The organism is Streptomyces sp. CRN 30 (assembly GCF_034105845.1).
Genome location: NZ_JAVRHI010000441.1, coordinates 1 through 19,045, shown reverse-complemented (window position 1 = coordinate 19,045; position 19,045 = coordinate 1). Strand labels below are relative to the sequence as shown.

At 72.2% G+C, this 19,045-nt stretch carries 16 protein-coding genes and 1 pseudogene; 9 read left to right on the top strand and 8 right to left on the bottom strand.

From position 1 onward, the window contains the following. Nucleotides 1-357: pseudogene (locus tag UW392_RS49135) on the bottom strand (hypothetical protein); the annotation flags it as partial. A 232-nt stretch (nucleotides 358-589) separates the two neighbouring features. Between UW392_RS49135 and radA the strand changes: the two are divergent. Both radA and disA read left to right on the top strand, forming a co-directional pair. Continuing rightward, nucleotides 590-1,999 carry a DNA repair protein RadA gene (gene radA / locus UW392_RS49130; RefSeq protein WP_320781899.1) on the top strand — a complete coding sequence of 470 codons (1,410 nt, stop codon included), beginning with the start codon at nucleotides 590-592 and terminating at the stop codon, nucleotides 1,997-1,999. A gap of 81 nt (nucleotides 2,000-2,080) precedes the next feature. Next, nucleotides 2,081-3,205, top strand: coding sequence for a DNA integrity scanning diadenylate cyclase DisA (disA, locus tag UW392_RS49125; RefSeq protein ID WP_320781898.1), 1,125 nt, complete (start codon nucleotides 2,081-2,083; stop codon nucleotides 3,203-3,205). 166 nt (nucleotides 3,206-3,371) lie between these two features. Here disA and UW392_RS49120 read toward each other — a convergent pair whose 3' ends face one another. Next, complete coding sequence (locus UW392_RS49120; protein WP_320781897.1) at nucleotides 3,372-4,220, bottom strand: hypothetical protein; 849 nt, start codon at nucleotides 4,218-4,220, stop codon at nucleotides 3,372-3,374. Between the two features lie 49 nt (nucleotides 4,221-4,269). After that, the gene (locus tag UW392_RS49115) at nucleotides 4,270-5,505 is read right to left on the bottom strand and encodes an acyltransferase (protein ID WP_320781896.1); all 1,236 of its coding nucleotides are present in this window, start codon (nucleotides 5,503-5,505) and stop codon (nucleotides 4,270-4,272) included. A gap of 254 nt (nucleotides 5,506-5,759) precedes the next feature. Between UW392_RS49115 and UW392_RS49110 the strand changes: the two genes are divergently transcribed. Then, complete coding sequence (locus tag UW392_RS49110) at nucleotides 5,760-6,902, top strand: nucleotide disphospho-sugar-binding domain-containing protein (protein WP_320781895.1); 1,143 nt, start codon at nucleotides 5,760-5,762, stop codon at nucleotides 6,900-6,902. Nucleotides 6,903-6,962: 60 nt separating this feature from the next. On the opposite strand, the gene UW392_RS49105 is transcribed toward UW392_RS49110, so the two are convergent. Next, nucleotides 6,963-8,171 (bottom strand): cytochrome P450, encoded by a 1,209-nt coding sequence (locus UW392_RS49105; RefSeq protein ID WP_320781894.1) that lies wholly within the window; start codon nucleotides 8,169-8,171, stop codon nucleotides 6,963-6,965. Then, entirely contained in the window at nucleotides 8,168-8,947 is a 780-nt protein-coding gene (locus UW392_RS49100) for a tRNA-dependent cyclodipeptide synthase (RefSeq protein WP_320781893.1), read from the bottom strand. Before UW392_RS49100 ends, UW392_RS49105 begins: the two co-directional genes overlap by 4 nt. Before the next feature lie 501 nt (nucleotides 8,948-9,448). On the opposite strand from UW392_RS49100, the gene UW392_RS49095 reads away from it, so the two are divergent. From UW392_RS49095 to cseC, 5 genes are all read left to right on the top strand, one after another. After that, entirely contained in the window at nucleotides 9,449-10,393 is a 945-nt protein-coding gene (locus UW392_RS49095; protein ID WP_320781892.1) for an A/G-specific adenine glycosylase, read from the top strand. Between the two features lie 260 nt (nucleotides 10,394-10,653). Then, nucleotides 10,654-11,199, top strand: a complete 546-nt coding sequence (locus UW392_RS49090; protein ID WP_320781891.1) for a SigE family RNA polymerase sigma factor — start codon at nucleotides 10,654-10,656, stop codon at nucleotides 11,197-11,199. After that, nucleotides 11,187-11,852 (top strand): hypothetical protein, encoded by a 666-nt coding sequence (locus UW392_RS49085; protein WP_414497533.1) that lies wholly within the window; start codon nucleotides 11,187-11,189, stop codon nucleotides 11,850-11,852. Before UW392_RS49090 ends, UW392_RS49085 begins: the two co-directional genes overlap by 13 nt. A gap of 76 nt (nucleotides 11,853-11,928) precedes the next feature. Then, entirely contained in the window at nucleotides 11,929-12,630 is a 702-nt protein-coding gene (gene cseB, locus UW392_RS49080; RefSeq protein WP_320781890.1) for a two-component system response regulator CseB, read from the top strand. Between the two features lie 10 nt (nucleotides 12,631-12,640). Further along, on the top strand, nucleotides 12,641-13,987 hold the full coding sequence (gene cseC, locus UW392_RS49075) for a two-component system sensor histidine kinase CseC (RefSeq protein ID WP_320781889.1): 1,347 nt from the start codon (nucleotides 12,641-12,643) through the stop codon (nucleotides 13,985-13,987). 412 nt (nucleotides 13,988-14,399) lie between these two features. On the opposite strand, the gene UW392_RS49070 is transcribed toward cseC, so the two are convergent. After that, nucleotides 14,400-15,989: an MDR family MFS transporter gene (locus UW392_RS49070; RefSeq protein ID WP_320781888.1), complete on the bottom strand. Its 1,590-nt coding sequence runs from the start codon at nucleotides 15,987-15,989 to the stop codon at nucleotides 14,400-14,402. Nucleotides 15,990-16,126: 137 nt separating this feature from the next. On the opposite strand from UW392_RS49070, the gene UW392_RS49065 reads away from it, so the two are divergent. Beyond that, complete coding sequence (locus UW392_RS49065; RefSeq protein ID WP_320781887.1) at nucleotides 16,127-16,717, top strand: helix-turn-helix domain-containing protein; 591 nt, start codon at nucleotides 16,127-16,129, stop codon at nucleotides 16,715-16,717. 24 nt (nucleotides 16,718-16,741) lie between these two features. Here the strand turns inward: UW392_RS49065 and UW392_RS49060 are convergent, their stop codons facing one another. Next, the gene (locus UW392_RS49060; protein WP_320781886.1) at nucleotides 16,742-17,392 is read right to left on the bottom strand and encodes a M23 family metallopeptidase; all 651 of its coding nucleotides are present in this window, start codon (nucleotides 17,390-17,392) and stop codon (nucleotides 16,742-16,744) included. A gap of 1,019 nt (nucleotides 17,393-18,411) precedes the next feature. Next, nucleotides 18,412-19,045 (bottom strand): AAA family ATPase (locus tag UW392_RS49055; protein WP_320781885.1); only part of this gene is annotated, 634 nt, incomplete at its 5' end.

Below are 19,045 nucleotides of genomic sequence, written 5' to 3'. Positions count from 1 at the left end.
GGCGGCGGGGCGGCCCGCGGCGTGGCCGGCCTGGTGTCTCCGCCGGTCCTCCGCGAGCCGGCGCAGGCAGGACCAGCGGGCCAGCGCGTACAGCCAGGCCCTCAGGTCGGCGGCGGTCCGGGGGGCGCGGTGACCACGGCGCTCGGCGAGGTCGACGACGTCGCCGAGGGCGGCGGTCGCCGTGTCGTGGTCGCAGAGGACGGACAGGCAGTAGGTGAACAGCCCGTCCAGGTACGGCTCGTACGGCGAGGGCGGTCGCTGCGCCACCGTGCGCGCCGCGGTGCGGTCACGCTCTTCCCGGTGCGCCCGGTGTGCGCCGGTCGTGCGGGCCGTGGTCTGCGGACTGCTGCTGCTCATCCGGTGACCGTAGGGGGCCATGGGTGGCGCGAACTGGCGCGTTGGACAGTTTTAATCCGTACGGGTGAAACGATCCCTCAATAGAGGACAGGAACCCTTCATTCCGCCCTCGGCAGGTTATGGCGGATGGCAGGGATCTTGCGATGGGCGGGCGGTCGTCACGCGGTGGGCGGGCGGTCGTCACGCGGTGGGTGGGGGACGGTTGTCAGTGGGTGCGGTTACGGTTTTCCGCATGGCTGCCCGTACGAAGACCACCAAGGACCGTCCGTCCTACCGCTGCACCGAGTGCGGCTGGCAGACGGCCAAGTGGCTCGGCCGCTGCCCCGAGTGCCAGGCCTGGGGGACGGTCGAGGAGTACGGCGCGCCCGCGGTCCGCACGACGGCGCCGGGCCGGGTCACCAGCTCCGCGCTGCCCATCGGCCAGGTCGACGGCCGTCGGGCGACCGCCAGGACCACCGGCGTGCCCGAGCTGGACCGGGTCCTCGGCGGCGGACTCGTACCCGGCGCGGTGGTGCTGCTCGCGGGTGAGCCCGGCGTCGGCAAGTCCACACTCCTGCTGGACGTGGCCGCCAAGTCGGCGAGCGAGGAGCACAAGACGCTGTACGTGACCGGTGAGGAGTCGGCGAGCCAGGTCCGGCTGCGCGCCGACCGCATCGGCGCCCTCGCCGACCACCTGTACCTCGCCGCCGAGACCGACCTGGCCGCCGTCCTCGGCCACCTCGACGCGGTCAAGCCGTCCCTGCTGATCCTGGACTCGGTGCAGACGGTGGCCTCCCCGGAGATCGACGGCGCCCCCGGCGGCATGGCGCAGGTCCGCGAGGTGGCCGGCGCCCTGATCCGCGCCTCCAAGGAGCGCGGCATGTCCACGCTGCTCGTCGGCCACGTCACCAAGGACGGCGCGATCGCGGGCCCACGTCTGCTGGAGCACCTCGTGGACGTCGTCCTGAGCTTCGAGGGCGACCGGCACGCGCGCCTGCGCCTGGTCCGGGGCGTCAAGAACCGCTACGGCACCACCGACGAGGTCGGCTGCTTCGAACTGCACGACGAGGGCATCACCGGCCTCGCCGATCCCAGCGGCCTGTTCCTGACCCGTCGCGCGGAGCCGGTCCCCGGCACCTGCCTGACCGTCACCCTGGAGGGCCGCCGCCCGCTCGTCGCCGAGGTGCAGGCGCTCACCGTCGACTCGCAGATCCCCTCCCCCCGGCGCACGACGTCCGGGCTGGAGACGTCCCGGGTGTCGATGATGCTGGCCGTCCTGGAGCAGCGCGGGCGCATCACCGCGCTGGGCAAGCGGGACATCTACTCCGCGACGGTCGGCGGCGTGAAGCTGTCCGAGCCCGCCGCCGACCTGGCCGTCGCCCTCGCGCTGGCCAGCGCGGCCAGCGACACTCCGCTGCCCAAGAACCTGGTGGCGATCGGGGAAGTGGGTCTCGCCGGCGAGGTGAGACGGGTCACGGGTGTGCAGCGCAGACTGGCGGAGGCGCACCGCCTGGGCTTCACGCACGCGCTGGTACCGGGCGATCCGGGTAAGGTCCCGGCCGGTATGAAGGTCCTGGAAGTCGCGGACATGGGGGACGCCCTGCGGGTCCTTCCGCGCTCCCGTCGTCGAGAGGCCCCACGGGAGACGGAGGAGCGCCGGTAGACTTTGCCCTGGTCTCGCCCGTCCGTACGAACCGAGTGCGCGAAACGGGGGCGCCCCAGAACCTGCGACCGGAGGAGTGCAGTGGCAGCCAACGACCGGGCGGCGGCTCCCGGAAAGTCCGGTGGGAGTGCCGGTTCCGATGGCCTGATGCGCGCCTCGCTGAGCGCCGTGGCACCCGGCACGGGCCTGCGGGACGGCCTGGAGAGGGTCCTCCGCGGCAACACCGGCGGCCTCATCGTGCTGGGCTCCGACAAGACGGTGGAGTCGATGTGCACGGGCGGATTCGTGCTGGACGTCGAGTTCACGGCGACCCGGCTGCGCGAGCTGTGCAAGCTCGACGGCGGCATCGTGCTCTCCTCGGACCTGTCGAAGATCCTGCGGGCGGGCGTGCAGCTGCTGCCCGACCCCACCATCCCCACGGAGGAGACCGGCACCCGGCACCGCACCGCGGACCGGGTCAGCCGGCAGGTCGGCTTCCCCGTCGTCTCCGTCTCCCAGTCGATGCGGCTGATCGCCCTGTACGTGGACGGGCAGCGCCGGGTCCTGGAGGACTCGGCGGCGATCCTGTCCCGCGCCAACCAGGCGCTGGCCACCCTGGAGCGGTACAAGCTCCGGCTCGACGAGGTCGCCGGCACGCTCTCCGCGCTGGAGATCGAGGACCTGGTCACCGTCCGGGACGTCTCCGCGGTCTCGCAGCGGCTGGAGATGGTGCGGCTGATCGCCAACGAGATCGCCGAGTACGTGGTGGAGCTGGGCACCGACGGGCGGCTCCTCGCGCTCCAGCTCGACGAACTGATCGCCGGCGTCGAGCCCGAACGGGAGCTGGTGGTACGGGACTACGTGCCCGAGCCCACCGCCAAGCGCTCCCGTACGGTCGACGAGGCGCTGGCCGAGCTGGACAAGCTCAGCCATGCCGAGCTGCTCGAACTGCCCACCGTGGCGCGGGCGCTGGGGTATGTCGGGTCGCCGGAGACCCTCGACTCGGCGGTGTCGCCGCGCGGGTTCCGGCTGCTGGCCAAGGTGCCGCGGCTGCCGGGGGCGATCATCGACCGGCTGGTGGACCACTTCGGGGGGTTGCAGAAGCTGCTCGCCGCGAGTGTCGACGATCTGCAGACCGTGGACGGGGTGGGGGAGGCCAGGGCCCGTAGTGTGCGGGAGGGTCTTTCCCGGCTCGCGGAAAGCTCCATTCTGGAGCGGTACGTGTAGGTCCTGCGCCGGGTCGGGTGCGGGCGCGGGTGCCTGTGGTCGGGTGCGGGCGCGGGTGCCTGCGGTCGGGTGCGGGCGCGGGTGCCTGCGGTCGGGTGCGGGTGCGTCGTGGCTGGTCGCGCAGTTCCCCGCGCCCCTTGTGGGGCGGTTCGGCTCGGGGTGTCGTTCAGGCGCTCTTCAGGACGAAGGACGTCTGGGTCTTCGTGAAGCCCGGGGTCTCCGCCTGGACCAGGTATGTGCCCGCCTTGGCCGTTCCCGCCTTCGGGGTGGCGCACTCCGGGGCGCTCGGCTTGCGGTCCCACTTCACGGTGTAGGTGATGGCGCTGCCGGCCGGTACCCGGTACCGCAGGCTGGTGGCGCCCTTCGGGCAGTCGTCGGAGGCCCAGAACGCGTCGTCGCCGTCGGCCTCGGTGATCGTCACCACGGAGTTCTTCGGACCGAGATCGACCTTGCAGTCGCTGTCCGAGCTGTTGCGCGCGGTGAGCCGGAAGGTCGGCGTCTGACCGGGCTCGTAGGAGTTGCGGACGCTGCGCAGGCTCAACTCCACCGCTCCGGCGGTGCAGTCGGGGAGGGACGTACCGGCGGGGAGCGCGTCGCCGGAGCCGACACCGGCAGCGGAACCGCCGCCGCCCGCGTCACCGGAACCCCCGGCCTCACCCGAACCCGAGCCCGAGCCCGAACCGGAGCCGTTGCCGGCCCCCGCTCCGGAACCCGAGCCGTCGCCGTCCCCCGACCCGGACCCGGACCCGCCGGACTCCTCGTCGCCCGACTCGTCGCGTCCGCCCGGCGCCTGGCTGATCGCGGGGCCCGAACCCGAAGGTCCCGGTGTGATCGAGGGAGCGGGATTCTTGCCGTCGGCACCGTCGTCGTGGCCACCGCCGCCACCCCCGCCGCCCATGGTCACGATCCAGATGACCAGGAGCGCCAACAGGGCGACGACGGACAGCAGTACGGCCCTCCGACGCCAGTAGATGGAGGAGGGAAGCGGCCCGACCGGATTGCGCAGAGATCCCACGGCGGAAACTGTACGAGAGATCCGTACGTTCCCCTGCCTCACCCGCCGTTCAGGGCATCAACTTTTTCTGATCATCGGATTGTTCAGGGGCAGGGGCGGGGGCGGGCGCGGGGGCTGCTACCGGGGCAGTGGCCGGTGCTGCTACCGGGGCCGGTGCCGCGGCCGGGGCGGGTTCCAGGTGCCGCCCGCGGTACGCGCCCGGTTTCGCGAAGCGGCGCATGCAGGGCTCCTCCACGGTGCTGTGCAGCAGCCAGGCGAGCAGGATCGAGGCGGCCAGCCCGCAGGCCATGATCAGCGGTACGGACCGTTCGTGCCCGACGAACCGCGCCCCCTGGTCCACCGCGAGCAGCGCGCACGTGTGCGTGAGGTAGAACGCGTAGGAGATCTCCCCGAGGAACACCATGGTGCGCGACCGCAGCACGCAGCGGCTGCCGCGCAGGTCCGAGGCGGCCGTCGCGCGGACCAGCAGCGCCGTCGCGATGACCCCGGTGGCGGCGAAGGAGCAGGCGACGGGGAGGAACCGGGCGCCGACCACCAGGGCGCCCAGAAGCAGCGCCGCCGCCGCGCACACCCCCGACCGGCGTGGCCGCGCGCCGGAGCGGAGTTGGGCGGCGAGCAGCATCCCGAGGACGAACTCCGGCAGCCGGCACGGCGGGAAGAAGTAGGCGAACCACACCTGCGTGAACGGCAGATCGAGCGGGAAGCCCGTCAGCCGCGGCCCCGTGAAGACGTAGGAGAGGGCGGGGCAGGCCCACACCAGACCCGCGACGACGACGACGGCCGCGGTGAGGCGGCGTTCGGGGACGCGGTTCACCAGTCGCAGCAGGAGGGGGAAGAGAACGTAGAAGAAGACCTCGCAACAGAGCGACCAGGCGATGATGTTGCCGGCCATCAGTGGGCCGGCGGCAGGCGCCCAGGTCTGCACCAGTACGAGCCCCGGCAGGAAGTCCGCCACGGAGAGCGCGCCGACCGTGCCCGCCGCGACGGTGAGCGCCGTGACCGCCGCCCACGCCGTGAGGTGGGAGGGGTATATCTTCACCGCCCGGCGGCGCCAGAAGGCCCGCGCGGTGTCGTCGGGCCGGGCCGAGCGGGTCAGTACGAAGCCGCTGAGCACGAAGAACAGCGACACTCCGGCCGGGCCGAGCTGGATGAGCAGCGGCAGGACCGGCCCCCAGACGGCGGGGTGGAGGAACGCCGCGTGCGAGAGCCAGACCCCGAAGGCCGCGGCGAACCGGAGGCCGGTGAGCGAGGGGAGGTTCCGGGCAGTGGGGATCGACGGCTGCATGAGCGCTCCTCACGCTGACGCGTTCAGAAAGTGCCCCCTGTGAGTGCCCCCTGTGACCGCTCCTTGTCCGATGACCGGCGGTGCGATGAGAGCCGGCTGTTGACCCGGCTGGTAACCCGTCCCTACCAAAGTCGCACCATCCCATGACGGCGGCAAATGCGGGCGGCAACGCCGTGCGTCGGGGCGCTTACGGGGCGGAAGGGGAGACCCGCGCTACGGTCCGGTGACCCGCCACTCTCCCGTGAGGAGGCGACGTGCGCGTCGTCGTCGCAACCGCCCCCGGACTCGGGCATCTGCTGCCCGCCGTGCCGGTCGCGTGGGCCGCTCTGTCGGCCGGTCACCAGGTCCTCGTCGCCACCACCGGACCCAGCCTCGCCATGGCACAGCACCTCGGGTTCGCCGCCGTGGAGGTGTCGGGCGACGGCGCGGCGTACGCCGCCTACCAGCGGCTGGCGGTACGGGAGATGGACGCCCGGCCCGATGAGCACGAACTCGCGTCGGCGTGGGGGCGGTTCACCGGGCAGGGCGAGGTGCCGGGCGACACCGACGAACTGCTGCTGTTCCTGGCCTCCTGCACGGTCGAGCGGACCACCCGGGTGCTGCGGGAGTGGCGTGCCGATCTCGTGCTGTACACCACGTTCCTCTGCGCCGGGCAGCTCGCCGCCGCCCGTGCGGGCCTTCCGTGCGTGCAGGTCGGGATCGGGCTGCCGCACCCCGACTTCGGCGCGATGCACGAGCGCCGGCCGGCCCCGCCGGCCGCGGTGCTCGACGTGTGCCCGCCCAGTCTGCGGCCGCCGGACGCCGCACCGGACAGCTGGCCCCTGCGGTTCGTGGCGTGCAACGGCGGCGGCCTCCTGCCCGACTGGCTCCAGCCGCGGCCGGCCCGCCCGCGGGTCTGCGTCACCTGGGGGTCGGTGCTTCCCGAGTCCGGTATGGACCGGACCCTGGAGGCCGTACTGGCCGCGCTGGCGCCCACCGGCGTCGAGGTCGTCCTCGCCACCGGTTCGGCCACCGGTCCCGGTCCGGCGCCCGCCGGTGTCCGGCGGGTCGGGTGGGTGCCGCTGAGCGCGCTGCTGCCGGGCTGCGCGGCCCTGATCCACCACGGCGGGTCGGGGACCACCTTCACCGCCTGCGCCCAGGGCGTTCCGCAGATCGTCCTGCCGCAGGTGGCCGATCAGCCGCTCAACGCCGACGCCGTGCACCGGGCGGGGATCGGCGTCGCCCTCGCGCGCACCCGGCCCGCGGCGCAGGAGGTGCGGGAGGCGCTCGACAGGACGCTCGACGACCCGGACATCGGCCGCGCCTGCGCCCGGGTGCGGACGGAGATCGCCGCGATGCCGGGGCCCGGCGACCTCGTACCGCGCCTGGCCGGACTCACGCCCGGCGTCGGCGGGTAGCGGCCCGTCCGCCGCGCCCGGCACCCGGCGGACGGCCCTCCTGCCGGGTGCGAAACCGCGTCACCAGCAGACGGGCACCTTCGCCGGGCGGCACAGCACCAGGCCGTCCTGCCACGGCAGGTCCTCTTCGGAGACGGCCAGGAACAGCCCGGGGAAACGGCGGAAGAGCGCGGTGTAGGCCTGGACGAGGAAGACCCGGGCGAGGGCCGAGCCGAGGCAGTAGTGCGGGCCCGCGCCGAAGGTGGCGTTGGCGTCCTCCTTGCGGTGAATGTTGAACTTCTCCGGGTTGTGGTAGTGCCGGGGGTCCCAGGTCGCTCCCAGCATCGGCGCGCACACCCCGTCGCCGCGCCGGATGCGCACGCCGTGCAGGGTCACGTCCTCCAGGGCCACCCGGGGCAGTCCGAGGATGCCGTTGTGGTGGTAGCGCAGTACCTCCTCCACGGCGGCGGGCCAGAGCGTCTCGTCGTCGACGCACTCCTGGAGCTGGTTGCGGTGGCACATGAGCGTGACGGGGCCCGTCGACAGCGGGGGCACGAGCGGCTCGGAGCCGGTGACCAGCAGGTAGCAGACCGTGCCGTGCAGTTCCTCTTCGCTGATCCGGCCGTCCGCCTCCGCCTCGATCAGCGCGCCGACCGGTCCGGGGCCGCCGGGCTCGGCGCGTTTGCCGCTGATGATGCGCGCGGTCAGGTCCATCGTCGCCGCGGTGGCCTCCGCGACGTCCTCGGCCGTGACGTCCAGGCTCGCCTGGGTGCGGAACGCGTCGAGGTAGTCGGCCCGCAGCCGGACCGGCACGCCGAGGATCTCGCAGCTCACCAGCAGCGGCAGCGGACCCGCGTACGCCTCCACCAGGTCGACCGGGTTGGGGCCCGCCGCCATCGCGTCGAGCAGTTCCCCGGCGTGCCGGGCGATCATCGGGGCGTGCCGGGCGGCGGCGGCCCGGGTGTAGTACGGGGCGAGCACCTGCTGGACCCGGCTGTGGTCGGCGCCGTCGAGGTTGAAGATGCCGCCCGGCACGGCGGTGAAATCCTCGCCCACGAACCGGGGGGAGCCGGGGCGGACCAGGTCCCGGGAGAAGGCCGGGTCGGTGAAGACGGCGCTGATGTCGTCCTTCCTGGTGATCATCCACACCTGGGTGCCGCTGGGCAGGACCACCGGGCAGACCGGCGCGTGTTTGCGCGCCCAGGCGATCGCGGGCGGCGGCGCGCCGAGCTGTCCGGTGGGCGTGAACGGGTAGGCCAGCGGCAGCGTGTAGTCGTCGGCACGGCTCATGGCGCGTCGTCCTCCCCGCTCGGCGCGTCCTGCCCGGGGTGTCCGTCCGGGATCAGCATCGCGTAGCCCTGTCTCTCGTTGGGCCGCACCGAGGCGGACCGGCCCAGGATGAGCGGCGTGAAGGAGGTCATCTCCCGGTGGTAGACGAAGACCGAGGAGTCGACGCGGAAGATGGCCGGGCTGTCCAGCAGCAGCGGGATCTCGGCCAGCGGATAGCTGACCGCGCCGTCGATCTGCCGCTCGCTCGGGTCGTGCGGGGAGTGGGTGCGCAGCGCCGCCCGCGCGGTCTCCCGGCAGGCGGTGCGGATCACCGGGTCGTGGTGGTAGTCGCGGCGCACCTGGTCGTGCAGCCGTGCGTACGCGGGCCGGTTGGCCAGCATGGTCCAGGTGTGGACGCGGTCCTCGGCGTCGGCCACGCCGCAGCCGCGCAGCGCGCCCAGCGCGGCGTTGCGCAGCTGGCTGGTGGCGCGGCGCGCCCGGTGGACGGCCTCCCGGGGTTCGAGGCCGGCGCTGGTGAGCGTGTGCGCGGCCTCGTAGCCGGGGGCGAAGACATCGACGCGTGCGAAGACCTGGTGGCACCAGGTCAGCAGGCGGCGGATCTGGCGGGGCTTGTAGTACCCGTTGAAGGGACTCAGCCCGACGAGCGCGTGTTCGCGTCGCTGGAGCAGCAGACGGCCCTGTTCGGTGAGGGCGCGGACGGTGAAGCCGGGAGGGTGCACCCCGCTGCGCGCGGCGTGCCCCGCGGGCGGGGCTGGCTCTTCGGACGAAGGCGTCACGAGGGCAAGTTTTCGCCGCGGCGTCCCGTATCCGCGCCAGACACGCGCGGTCGCTCCGTCGCAACCGTCCGACCGGACGCGGACCGGTCCAGGTCGCGTCGTGCCCGCCACATCCGACCGGACGCGGACCGGTCCGGGGGGCACCGCACCCACCGGCTCCGACCGGACGCGGGCCGGTCCGGGTGACGTCGCACCCACCGACTCCGACCGGACGCGGACCGGTCCGGGTGACGTCGCACCCACCGACTCCGACCGGACGCGGGCCGGTCCGGGTAGCGCCACACCCGGCACTTCCGACCAGTCGCAAGCCGATCCAAGGGACGCCACACCCGCCGGCTCCGACCGGGCGCGGGCCGGTCCGGGTAGCGCTACACCCGACACCCCCGACCGGACACGCACCGACCCGGGTAGCGCCACACCCGTCGACTCCGACCGGACGCGAGCCGATTCGGGTGGCGTCGCGCCCGGCGGGGCGCCCTCCCGTGGCAGGATCGACGGGTCATGACTGCTCCCACGAAGCCCCCGCACACCGGTTCCGCCGTCCCCTCCCCCGCCGTCGGGCCCGGCTCCGACGGCTCGCCCCTGCACGCCCCTGTGATCGACTGGTTCGACGAGCACGCCCGCGATCTGCCGTGGCGGCGCCCGGAGGCCGGTGCCTGGGGCGTGATGGTCAGCGAGTTCATGCTCCAGCAGACGCCGGTCAGCCGCGTCCTGCCCGTCTACGAGCAGTGGCTCGCGCGCTGGCCGCGCCCCGCCGACCTCGCCGCGGAGGCCCCGGGCGAGGCCGTCCGCGCCTGGGGCCGGCTCGGCTACCCGCGCCGCGCGCTCCGGCTGCACGGCGCCGCCGCCGCCATAACCGAACGGCACGGCGGCGACGTACCGTCCGACCACGCGCAGCTCCTCGCGCTGCCCGGCATCGGCGAGTACACGGCCGCGGCCGTCGCCTCCTTCGCCTACGGCCGGCGCCACGCGGTGCTCGACACCAATGTGCGCCGGGTGTTCGCGCGGGCCGTGACCGGCGCGCAGTACCCGCCGAACGCCACCACGGCCGCCGAGCGCCGGCTCGCGCGCGAGCTGCTGCCGCCGGACGAGCCGACCGCCGCGCGCTGGGCCGCCGCCTCCATGGAGCTGGGCGCGCTGGTGTGCACCGCGAAGAACGAGTCGTGCCACCGCTGCCCGATCGCCGCGCAGTGCGCCTGGCGGCTGGCGGGCAAGCCCGCGCACGACGGTCCGCCGCGCCGCGGCCAGACGTACGCGGGGACCGACCGCCAGGTGCGCGGCCGGCTCCTCGCCGTGCTGCGGGAGGCGCACGGGCCGGTGCCGCAGACGGCGCTCGACCGGGTGTGGCACGAGCCGATCCAGCGGGCCCGCGCGCTGGACGGTCTGGTCGCCGACGGGCTGGTGGAGCCCCTGGCCGACGGCCGGTACCGGCTGCCGCAGGGCTGAGACGTCCTTCCGTAACGGTCCTACGTAACGGTCCTACGTAACGGCCCTACGGGTCGGCAAAGGCGGGCAAAACCTACCCGATCGACCCTTGCCTTTATCCCGGCCTTATTTCCGTTACACAACCGACGGACAGCCGAGTGCCAGTCGCGGCCTTGCCCGCACAGCCCCGTGACAACGCTTCCCTAGCTTCGTTCCTGTGCCCGCTGGGGCTCAGGAACGACGACGGAAGCATGACGACGGGGAGCGGGAGGCGGTTCACCATGGCGCAGGCTCAGGGCGAGGTGCTGGGGTTCGAGGAGTACGTCCGTACCCGGCAGGACGCGCTGTTGCGCAGCGCCCGCCGGCTCGTCCCGGACCCGGTCGACGCCCAGGACCTGTTGCAGACGGCGCTGGTACGGACGTACGGGCGCTGGGAGACGATAGAGGACAAGCGGCTCGCGGACGCCTATCTGCGCCGGGTCATGATCAACACGCGGACCGAGTGGTGGCGGGCGCGGAAGCTGGAGGAGGTGCCGACCGAGCAGCTCCCGGAGCCCTGCGTGGACGACGCCGCCGACCAGCACGCCGACCGGGCGCTGCTGATGGACGTACTGAAGGTGCTCGCCCCCAAGCAGCGCAGCGTGGTCGTGCTGCGACACTGGGAGCAGATGTCCACGGAGGAGACGGCCGCCGCCCTCGGCATGTCCGCGGGAACGGTCAAGAGCACGCTGCACCGGGCGCTCGCCCGGCTCCGCGAGGAGCTGGTCGCCCGCGAGTCGGACGCACGCGCGCTGGAGCACGAGGAGCGGGAGCGGTGCGCGGCCTGAACGACGGCCCGGGGCCCCGAGCGGGCCGGGTGAACGTCAGGGCGGCGGTTCCGGCGGTGGCCGGGGCCGTCGCCGTCGCCGTGCTGGTGTCCGGGTGCGCGGCCGGTGGCACCGGCGCCCGCGACGAGGGACCGGCGCGCGCCGACTCCTCGACCGCCCCCGACACCGGGCCCTCCCGGTCGGCGGCGTCCTCGGTGAAGGCACCGGGCCGCGTCGACGCGGTACAGCTCGTCAAGTCCGACCCGCAGGTCTCGGCGGAGGTCAAACGGGAGCTGAAGCCGTGCGTCGCCGACGAGTACCCCGTCGACGTCAGCTACGGCAATCTGACCTCGTCCTCCGCGGAGGACCTCGTGGTCAACGTGCTGACCTGCGGCGACGCGGTGGGCGTGGGCAGCTACGTGTACCGGGAGAAGGACGGCCGGTACCAGCACGTGTTCAAGGCGGAGGAGCCGCCGGTCTACGCGGAGATCGACCGCGGCGACCTGGTCGTGACCAAGCAGGTGTACGAGAAGAGCGATCCCGTCTCGAACCCGTCCGGGGACGACGTGATCACCTACCGCTGGTCCGACGGCCGGTTCACGGAGAAGTACCGCACGCACAACGACTACAGCAAAGCAGTCGGCGGCGGCTCCTCGCCGGCCCCGGACAGCTGACCCGGGCCCGCGACGCGAGCGCACCGACCACCACCCGAGACCCGAGACCCGAGACCCGAGATCTGAGAGCAGCCGGATGTCAGACCAGACCCACGTCTTGTTCGTCGAGGACGACGACGTCATCCGCGAGGCCACCCAGCTCACCCTGGAGCGGGACGGTTTCGCGGTCACCGCGATGCCCGACGGCCTGTCGGGACTGGAGGCGTTCCGCGCCGACCGGCCGGACATCGCGCTCCTCGACGTGATGGTCCCGGGCCTCGACGGCGTCAGCCTGTGCCGCCGCATCCGCGACGAGTCGACCGTGCCGGTCATCATGCTGTCGGCGCGGGCCGACTCCATCGACGTGGTGCTGGGCCTGGAGGCCGGCGCCGACGACTACGTGACCAAGCCGTTCGACGCCGCCGTGCTGGTCGCCCGGATCCGCGCTGTGCTGCGGCGCTTCGGCCACGCGGGCGGCGACCGCCAGGACGACCCGGGCGCCGCCGACGCGGGCGGGGTGCTGACCTTCGGCGCGCTGGAGGTCGACACCGAGGGCATGGAGGTCCGCCGGGCCGGGCAGCCGGTCGCGCTGACGCCGACCGAGATGCGGCTGCTCCTTGAGTTCTCCACCGCGCCGGGCACGGTGCTCTCCCGCGACCGGCTGCTGGAGCGGGTGTGGGACTACGGGTGGGGCGGGGACACCCGCGTCGTCGACGTCCACGTACAGCGGCTGCGGACGAAGATCGGCCAGGACCGCATCGAGACGGTCCGCGGCTTCGGTTACAAGCTGAAGGCGTGAGGGCGGGCGCATGCGGGGGTTCTTCCGGCGACTTCTCGCCGCGGCGCTGCGGCGCGCGGGCATCCGTACGGGACTGCGGTGGAAACTCAGCGCGGCCATCGCGCTGGTCGGCGCGCTGGTCGCCGTGGTGCTCAGCCTGGTCGTGCACAACGCGGCGCGGGTGTCGATGCTGGACAACGCGCGCGACCTCGCCGACGAGCGGGTCCTCGTCGCCCAGCGCAACTACGAGCTGTCTGGGCGGCTGAACTTCCCCAACGCCCAGATCGACGACCCGAAGCTGCCCGCGGAACTGCGTGACAAGGCCGAGGACGGGCGGCGCGCGACCTTCGTCTCCGACCGGCCGGGCGGCGCCACGGACATCTGGGCCGCGGTGCCGCTCACGGACGGGCACGTGATGTCGCTGCACACCGGGTTCACCGACCGCAGCTCCGACATCCTGGAGGACCTCGACCAGGCGCTGATCATCGGCTCGATCGCGGTCGTCCTCGGCGGCAGCGCGCTCGGCGTGCTCATCGGCGGGCAGCTCTCGCGCCGGCTGCGCAAGGCGGCCGCCGCCGCCAACCAGGTCGCCGCGGGCGAGACCGACGTACGGGTGCGGGACGCCATCGGCGGGGTCGTACGGGACGAGACGGACGACCTCGCGCGGGCCGTGGACGCGATGACGGAGACGTTGCAGCAGCGGCTGGAGGCGGAGCGGCGGGTCACCGCCGACATCGCGCACGAGCTGCGCACCCCGGTGACGGGGCTGCTGACCGCCGCCGAGCTGCTGCCGCCGGGGCGGCCGACGGAACTGGTCCTGGACCGGGCGAAGGCGATGCGCACGCTGGTGGAGGACGTGCTGGAGGTGGCCCGGCTGGACAGCGCCTCCGAGCGGGCCGAACTGCAGGACATCATGCTGGGCGAGTTCGTCGCCCGCCGGGCGGCGGCCAAGGGGCCGGACATCGAGGTGCGGGTGCTGCGGGAGTCGGCGGTGACCACCGATCCGCGCCGCCTCGAACGAGTGCTGTTCAACCTGATCACCAACGCCGCGCGGCACGGCAGGCCGCCGATCGTCGTCAGCGTCGAGGGGCGGGTCGTGCGGGTCCGCGACCACGGGCCGGGCTTCCCCGAGGAACTGCTCGCGGCGGGGCCGAGCCGGTTCCGCACCGGCAGCGCGGACCGGGCGGGCCGCGGGCACGGGCTGGGCCTGACCATCGCGGCCGGGCAGGCCCGCGTCATGGGCGCGCGCCTCACCTTCCGCAACGTACGGCCGCCCGGCGCCTCCACCGGCACCCCCGCCGAGGGCGCGGCGGCGGTCCTGTGGCTGCCGGAGCACGCGCCGACCAACACGGGAAGCTATCCGATGCTGCCGGACTGAGCCCATGCCCACTCGACCACGGGCTGCTGCCGAACGATCCCATGCCCACCGATCACGGGCCACTACCGAGCAAGCCCCTCCCCCTCGCGACCACGGGCCGCTGCCGAGCAAGCCCCTCCCCTCGCGACCACGGGCTGCCGAACGAGCCTCTCTGCCCTGTGATCACGGACTGCCAAGGCTGAGCCCTTGCCCCCTCTCCCCTCGGCCACGGACTGCCGAACGAACCCCCGCCCCTCGACCACGGACTGCCAAGGCCAAGCCCGTGAGCCCCCCTTCTCCCTACCACGTGAAAGCCCTCCGGGTTCTCCCGACCACGGGGAAGCCCCGGGCTCTCCCGGCCACGGGAAAGCCCCCAGGACCCGGTCCCGGGGGCTTTCACGCGCGGGGGCGTGGGCGAGTCACCCGCCCGTCGTCAGACCGTCTCCACGGCCGGGGCCTTCGCGGTCGCCGTCTCGTCGGGGCCGTCCGCCGGGGCGTCCGCCGCGGCCGGGCCCGTGCCCTTGAGCGGGACCTCCTTGACGAAGACCGCCGCGATCAGCGCGAGGACCGCCACGGCGGAGCCGAGCAGAAACGCGCCGTGCGTTCCGGCGGACACCGCGTGCTGGTACGCCTCCCGCGCCATCTCGGGCAGCTTCGCCAGGCTGGCCGCGTCGAGCTGCGCGGACTGCTCGGTCACCTTCGAGCCCAGCGACCCGGCCCGCTCGGCCATGACGTCCTGCACCCGGTGGTTGAAGAGCGCGCCCATGATCGCGACGCCGAAGGAGGAGCCGAGGGTGCGGAAGAGGGTGGTGGACGAGGAGGCCACGCCCATGTCCTTCATCTCCACGCTGTTCTGCGCCACCAGCATGGTGATCTGCATCAGGCAGCCCATGCCGAGGCCCACCACGGCCATGTAGACACCGGAGGTGAGGCGGGAGGTGTCGGTGTCCATCAGGGAGAGCAGGTAGAGCCCGACCGTCATCAGCAGGCCGCCGACGACGGGAAATATCTTGTACCGGCCGGTGTTGGTGGTCACCCGGCCCGCCACCATGGACGTGACGAGCATCGCGCCGAGCATCGGCAGAAGCAGCAGTCCGGAGTTGGTCGCGGACGCACCCTGCACCGACTGCTGGTAGAGCGGCAGGAACAGCGTCGCGCCGAACATCACGAACCCGGTGATGAAACCGATGAGGGACATCAGCGTGAAGTTGCGGCTGCGGAAGATGTGCAGCGGCATGATCGGCTCGGCGGCCCTGGTCTGCCAGAAGACGAAGCCGACCAGCGAGGCGACGCCGATGCCGATCAGCTCCATGATCCGCGCGGAGGTCCAGGCGTACTCCGTGCCGCCCCAGGTGGTGACCAGCACGATCGAGGTGATGCCGACGGTGAGCAGCGCCGCGCCCAGGTAGTCGATCCGGGACTCGGCCCGCTTCTTCGGCAGGTGCAGTACGGCGCTGATGGCGACCAGCGCGATCGCGCCGAGCGGCAGGTTGATGTAGAAGGACCAGCGCCAGCCCCAGTTGTCGGTGATGGTGCCGCCGACCAGCGGTCCGCCGATCATCGCCAGCGCCATGACGCCGGCCATCATGCCCTGGTACTTGCCGCGCTCCCGGGGCGGTATCAGGTCGCCGATGATCGCCATGACGCCGACCATCAGACCGCCCGCACCGAGGCCCTGCACGGCGCGGAAGCCGATGAGCTGGCCCATGTCCTGGGCCATGCCGCTGAGCGCGGAGCCGATCAGGAAGATCACGATCGACGTCATGAACGAGCCCTTGCGCCCGTACATGTCGCCGAGCTTGCCCCACAGCGGAGTGGAGGCGGCGGTGGCGAGGGTGTAGGCGGTCACCACCCACGAGAGGTGTTCGAGCCCGCCCAGCTCGCCGACGATCGTCGGCATCGCGGTGCCGATGATCATGTTGTCCAGCATCGCGAGCATCATCGCGATCATGAGCGCCAGCAGGACGACCCGCACGCTCCTCGGTTGCTTACCGGCCTCCGCGGCCCGCTCCGTCTGTGCCATCGCTCCCACTCCCCCAAGAGACCCGGGCACTTACTTGCCGCCCGGCTAGTGACTACACTCGGGAAGGTAGCCGCGTAACTAGCCGGGCGTCAAGTAAGTTCTCTCGGAGCTGCGCGGAGCAGGGGTGACGTAGAAAGATGGGCGACACGATGGACGGCACCAAGCAGCAACGACGCCGCGGGGACACCCGCCAGCGCATCCAGGACGTGGCGCTCGAACTCTTTGCCGAGCAGGGATACGAGAAGACCTCGCTGCGCGAGATCGCCGAGCGCCTGGAGGTCACCAAGGCGGCCCTCTACTACCACTTCAAGACCAAGGAAGAGATCCTGGTCGGCATCTTCGAGGACCTCTCGCAGCCGATGGACGAGCTGGTCAGGTGGGGTCTCGAACAGCCCAGGTCGCTGGAGACGAAGCAGGAGATAGTGCGCCGCTACAGCGCGGCGCTGGCCGGTGCCGCCCCGCTCTTCCGCTTCATGCAGGAGAACCAGGCGACGGTGCGGGAGCTGCGCATCGGCGAACTGCTCAAGAAGCGCACCCTGGCCCTGAAGGACATACTGGTCGACCCCGAGGCGGAGCTGACCGACCAGGTGCGCTGCGCCAGCGCGCTGTTCACGCTGCACGCCGGGATGTTCGTGCTCCAGGACCTCGAAGGCGACCCCGAGGCCAAGCGCAAGGCAAGTCTCGAGGTCGCGATCGATCTGATCACCCAGGCCCACCAGGGGCACTAGGACTCTTGTGAGGGGAACCGTCGGTCAGACGGTCACGCCCTGCGAGCGCAGGAAGGCGACCGGGTCGACGGCCGAGCCGTAGTTGGCGGTCGTGCGGATCTCGAAGTGCAGGTGCGGACCGCTGGAGTTACCGGTGGAGCCGGACTTGGCGATGTGCTGGCCGGTCTTGACGACCTGGCCGATCTTCACGTCGATCCGCGACAGGTGGGCGTACTGGGAGTACGTACCGTTGCCGTGCTTGATGACGATGGCGTTGCCGTAGGCGGGGCCGTCACCGGCGCCGTTGCCGCCGGCCTTGACGACGGTGCCGCCGTGCGCGGCCATCACGTCGGTGCCGGTGGGCACGGCGAAGTCCTGGCCGCTGTGCTTGGCGGACCACATGCCGCCGGCCTGGTTGAACTTGGCGCTCAGCGTGTACTTCTTGACCGGGTCGACCCAGGAGGCGGCCTTCTTCGCGGCGGCCTTCTTGGCGTCGGTCTTGGCGGTGGCGGCCTTGGCCTGGGCCGCGGCCTGCGCCTCGACGGCGTGGGCGGTGCTGGAGGCCGCCGTGGTGTCGGCGGCGACCGCTACCCCGGCTCCCAGTGCGACCGAGGCCCCCAGGCCGGCGGCCAGGACTGCGGCGCGGGTGCGGATGACGGTCGTACGGGAGTTGCGGGGCGTGGTGCGCGGGGACATGCGGAACCTCATGGGGACGGGATCAAGGGAAACCCTCTCCGGCACGCTGGGCGCCGCCGGGTGGGCTGCTCATCCTTGGTAACCCACCCGGACGAACCAGCACAAAGGTGTGACCTACGACCCCGCGTAGTAATTCAACGCGAAACCTCATGTCCATCGACAGAACTCCCATTCAGGACAAACCAGGTCACAGCCCCGAGCAGATGCCCCCGACTCGCGGCGATAAGCCCTTTTTCACGCCTCTCGTCCGCTCTCCTATTCCGCGTAGTACGGGGTGGATGGCCTGTGCGGCATGTCACCGGCGAGGGCGTCCGGGAACCCCGCGAATGTGACGCGGGCTACGCCGGAGCGCGCTAACTGAGGCCACGATGCGGCCAGTTGTCCCGATCGACGGGGCACGACGGAGAGTGCCGACGGGTAACCTTGAGGTAGCTGTGAGCCACTGGCAGTGAAGCCAGTCCTGGAACAACTTCCCCGCCGCGGAGTACGCCCGTCAGGTGCTGAGCCTGATGCCGCCCGAGCTGTCGGCGCCCGTGCAACCCGGGAGCAGTTGGAGCTGCTGCCCGGCCTGCCGATCGGCCGGCGGCTGGTGCTCAGCGGCCCGTTCACCTCGGCCGAGCTGGCGGCGGCCACTTGCCCCGGCTGCGGGCCCTCAAGCTCTCCCGGCTGCCCGCCCCGGAGGACCTCGGCTTCCTGCGCGTCCACGGGCGGTCGCTGGAGGCCCTGGAAGTCGCCGCGTCCTCTTCGGCGCTGCGGGACGTCTCGGCCATGGCCGCGCTCCCGTCGCTGACCGCCCTGACCCTACGAGCTGCCGCAGTACGCCCCCGTCACCGGGGTGACGTCGCTGCGGTTACGTCAGGTCACCGACTCGGACGACCTGGAGGTGCCCGCGGCTACGGGTCAGTGTCCGGTACCCGGGGACGGGCGGCACCGGGTTCCTGTAGGACGGAAGCCGCACAGCGTGCAACGGAAGAAGGGCCGGTGCTCGCGCACCGGCCCTTCTTCTCACCGCGTGAGGCTTACGCCTCCTTGCTCAGGTTCGGCCCCGCGCCGCCCGCCGCCTGCTCGATCGGCGGAGCGTCCGGCAGGGACGACTTCTCCTCGCCGCGGAAGGTGAAGGTCTGGGTCTCGCCCTCGCCCTCCGTGTCGACGACCACGATGTGGCCGGGGCGCAGCTCGCCGAAGAGGATCTTCTCCGACAGCGTGTCCTCGACCTCGCGCTGGATCGTGCGGCGCAGCGGACGCGCGCCCAGCACCGGGTCGTAGCCCTTCCTGGAGAGCAGCTCCTTGGCGGACTGGGAGAGCTCGATGCCCATGTCCCGGTCCTTGAGGCGCTCGTCCACCTTGTCGATCATGAGGTCGACGATCCGCAGGATGTCCTCCTGGGACAGCTGCGGGAAGACGACCACGTCGTCGACGCGGTTGAGGAACTCGGGCCGGAAGTGCTGCTTCAGCTCGTCCGAGACCTTGTTCTTCATGCGCTCGTAGTTGGACTTGGTGTCGCCCTGGGCGGCGAAGCCCAGGTTGAAGCCCTTGGAGATGTCCCGGGTGCCGAGGTTGGTCGTCATGATGATGACCGTGTTCTTGAAGTCCACGACCCGGCCCTGGGAGTCGGTCAGGCGACCGTCCTCCAGGATCTGCAGCAGCGAGTTG

Bases quoted from the DNA above. Each gene is read 5' to 3' on its own strand.
- UW392_RS49115 (WP_320781896.1), bottom strand. From the start codon at position 5,505: ATGCAGCCGTCGATCCCCACTGCCCGGAACCTCCCCTCGCTCACCGGC.
- UW392_RS49070 (WP_320781888.1), bottom strand. From the start codon at position 15,989: ATGGCACAGACGGAGCGGGCCGCGGAGGCCGGTAAGCAACCGAGGAGC.
- UW392_RS49065 (WP_320781887.1), top strand. From the start codon at position 16,127: ATGGGCGACACGATGGACGGCACCAAGCAGCAACGACGCCGCGGGGAC.
- UW392_RS49095 (WP_320781892.1), top strand. From the start codon at position 9,449: ATGACTGCTCCCACGAAGCCCCCGCACACCGGTTCCGCCGTCCCCTCC.
- UW392_RS49060 (WP_320781886.1), bottom strand. From the start codon at position 17,392: ATGTCCCCGCGCACCACGCCCCGCAACTCCCGTACGACCGTCATCCGC.
- cseC (WP_320781889.1), top strand. From the start codon at position 12,641: ATGCGGGGGTTCTTCCGGCGACTTCTCGCCGCGGCGCTGCGGCGCGCG.
- cseB (WP_320781890.1), top strand. From the start codon at position 11,929: ATGTCAGACCAGACCCACGTCTTGTTCGTCGAGGACGACGACGTCATC.
- UW392_RS49105 (WP_320781894.1), bottom strand. From the start codon at position 8,171: ATGAGCCGTGCCGACGACTACACGCTGCCGCTGGCCTACCCGTTCACG.
- UW392_RS49090 (WP_320781891.1), top strand. From the start codon at position 10,654: ATGGCGCAGGCTCAGGGCGAGGTGCTGGGGTTCGAGGAGTACGTCCGT.
- radA (WP_320781899.1), top strand. From the start codon at position 590: ATGGCTGCCCGTACGAAGACCACCAAGGACCGTCCGTCCTACCGCTGC.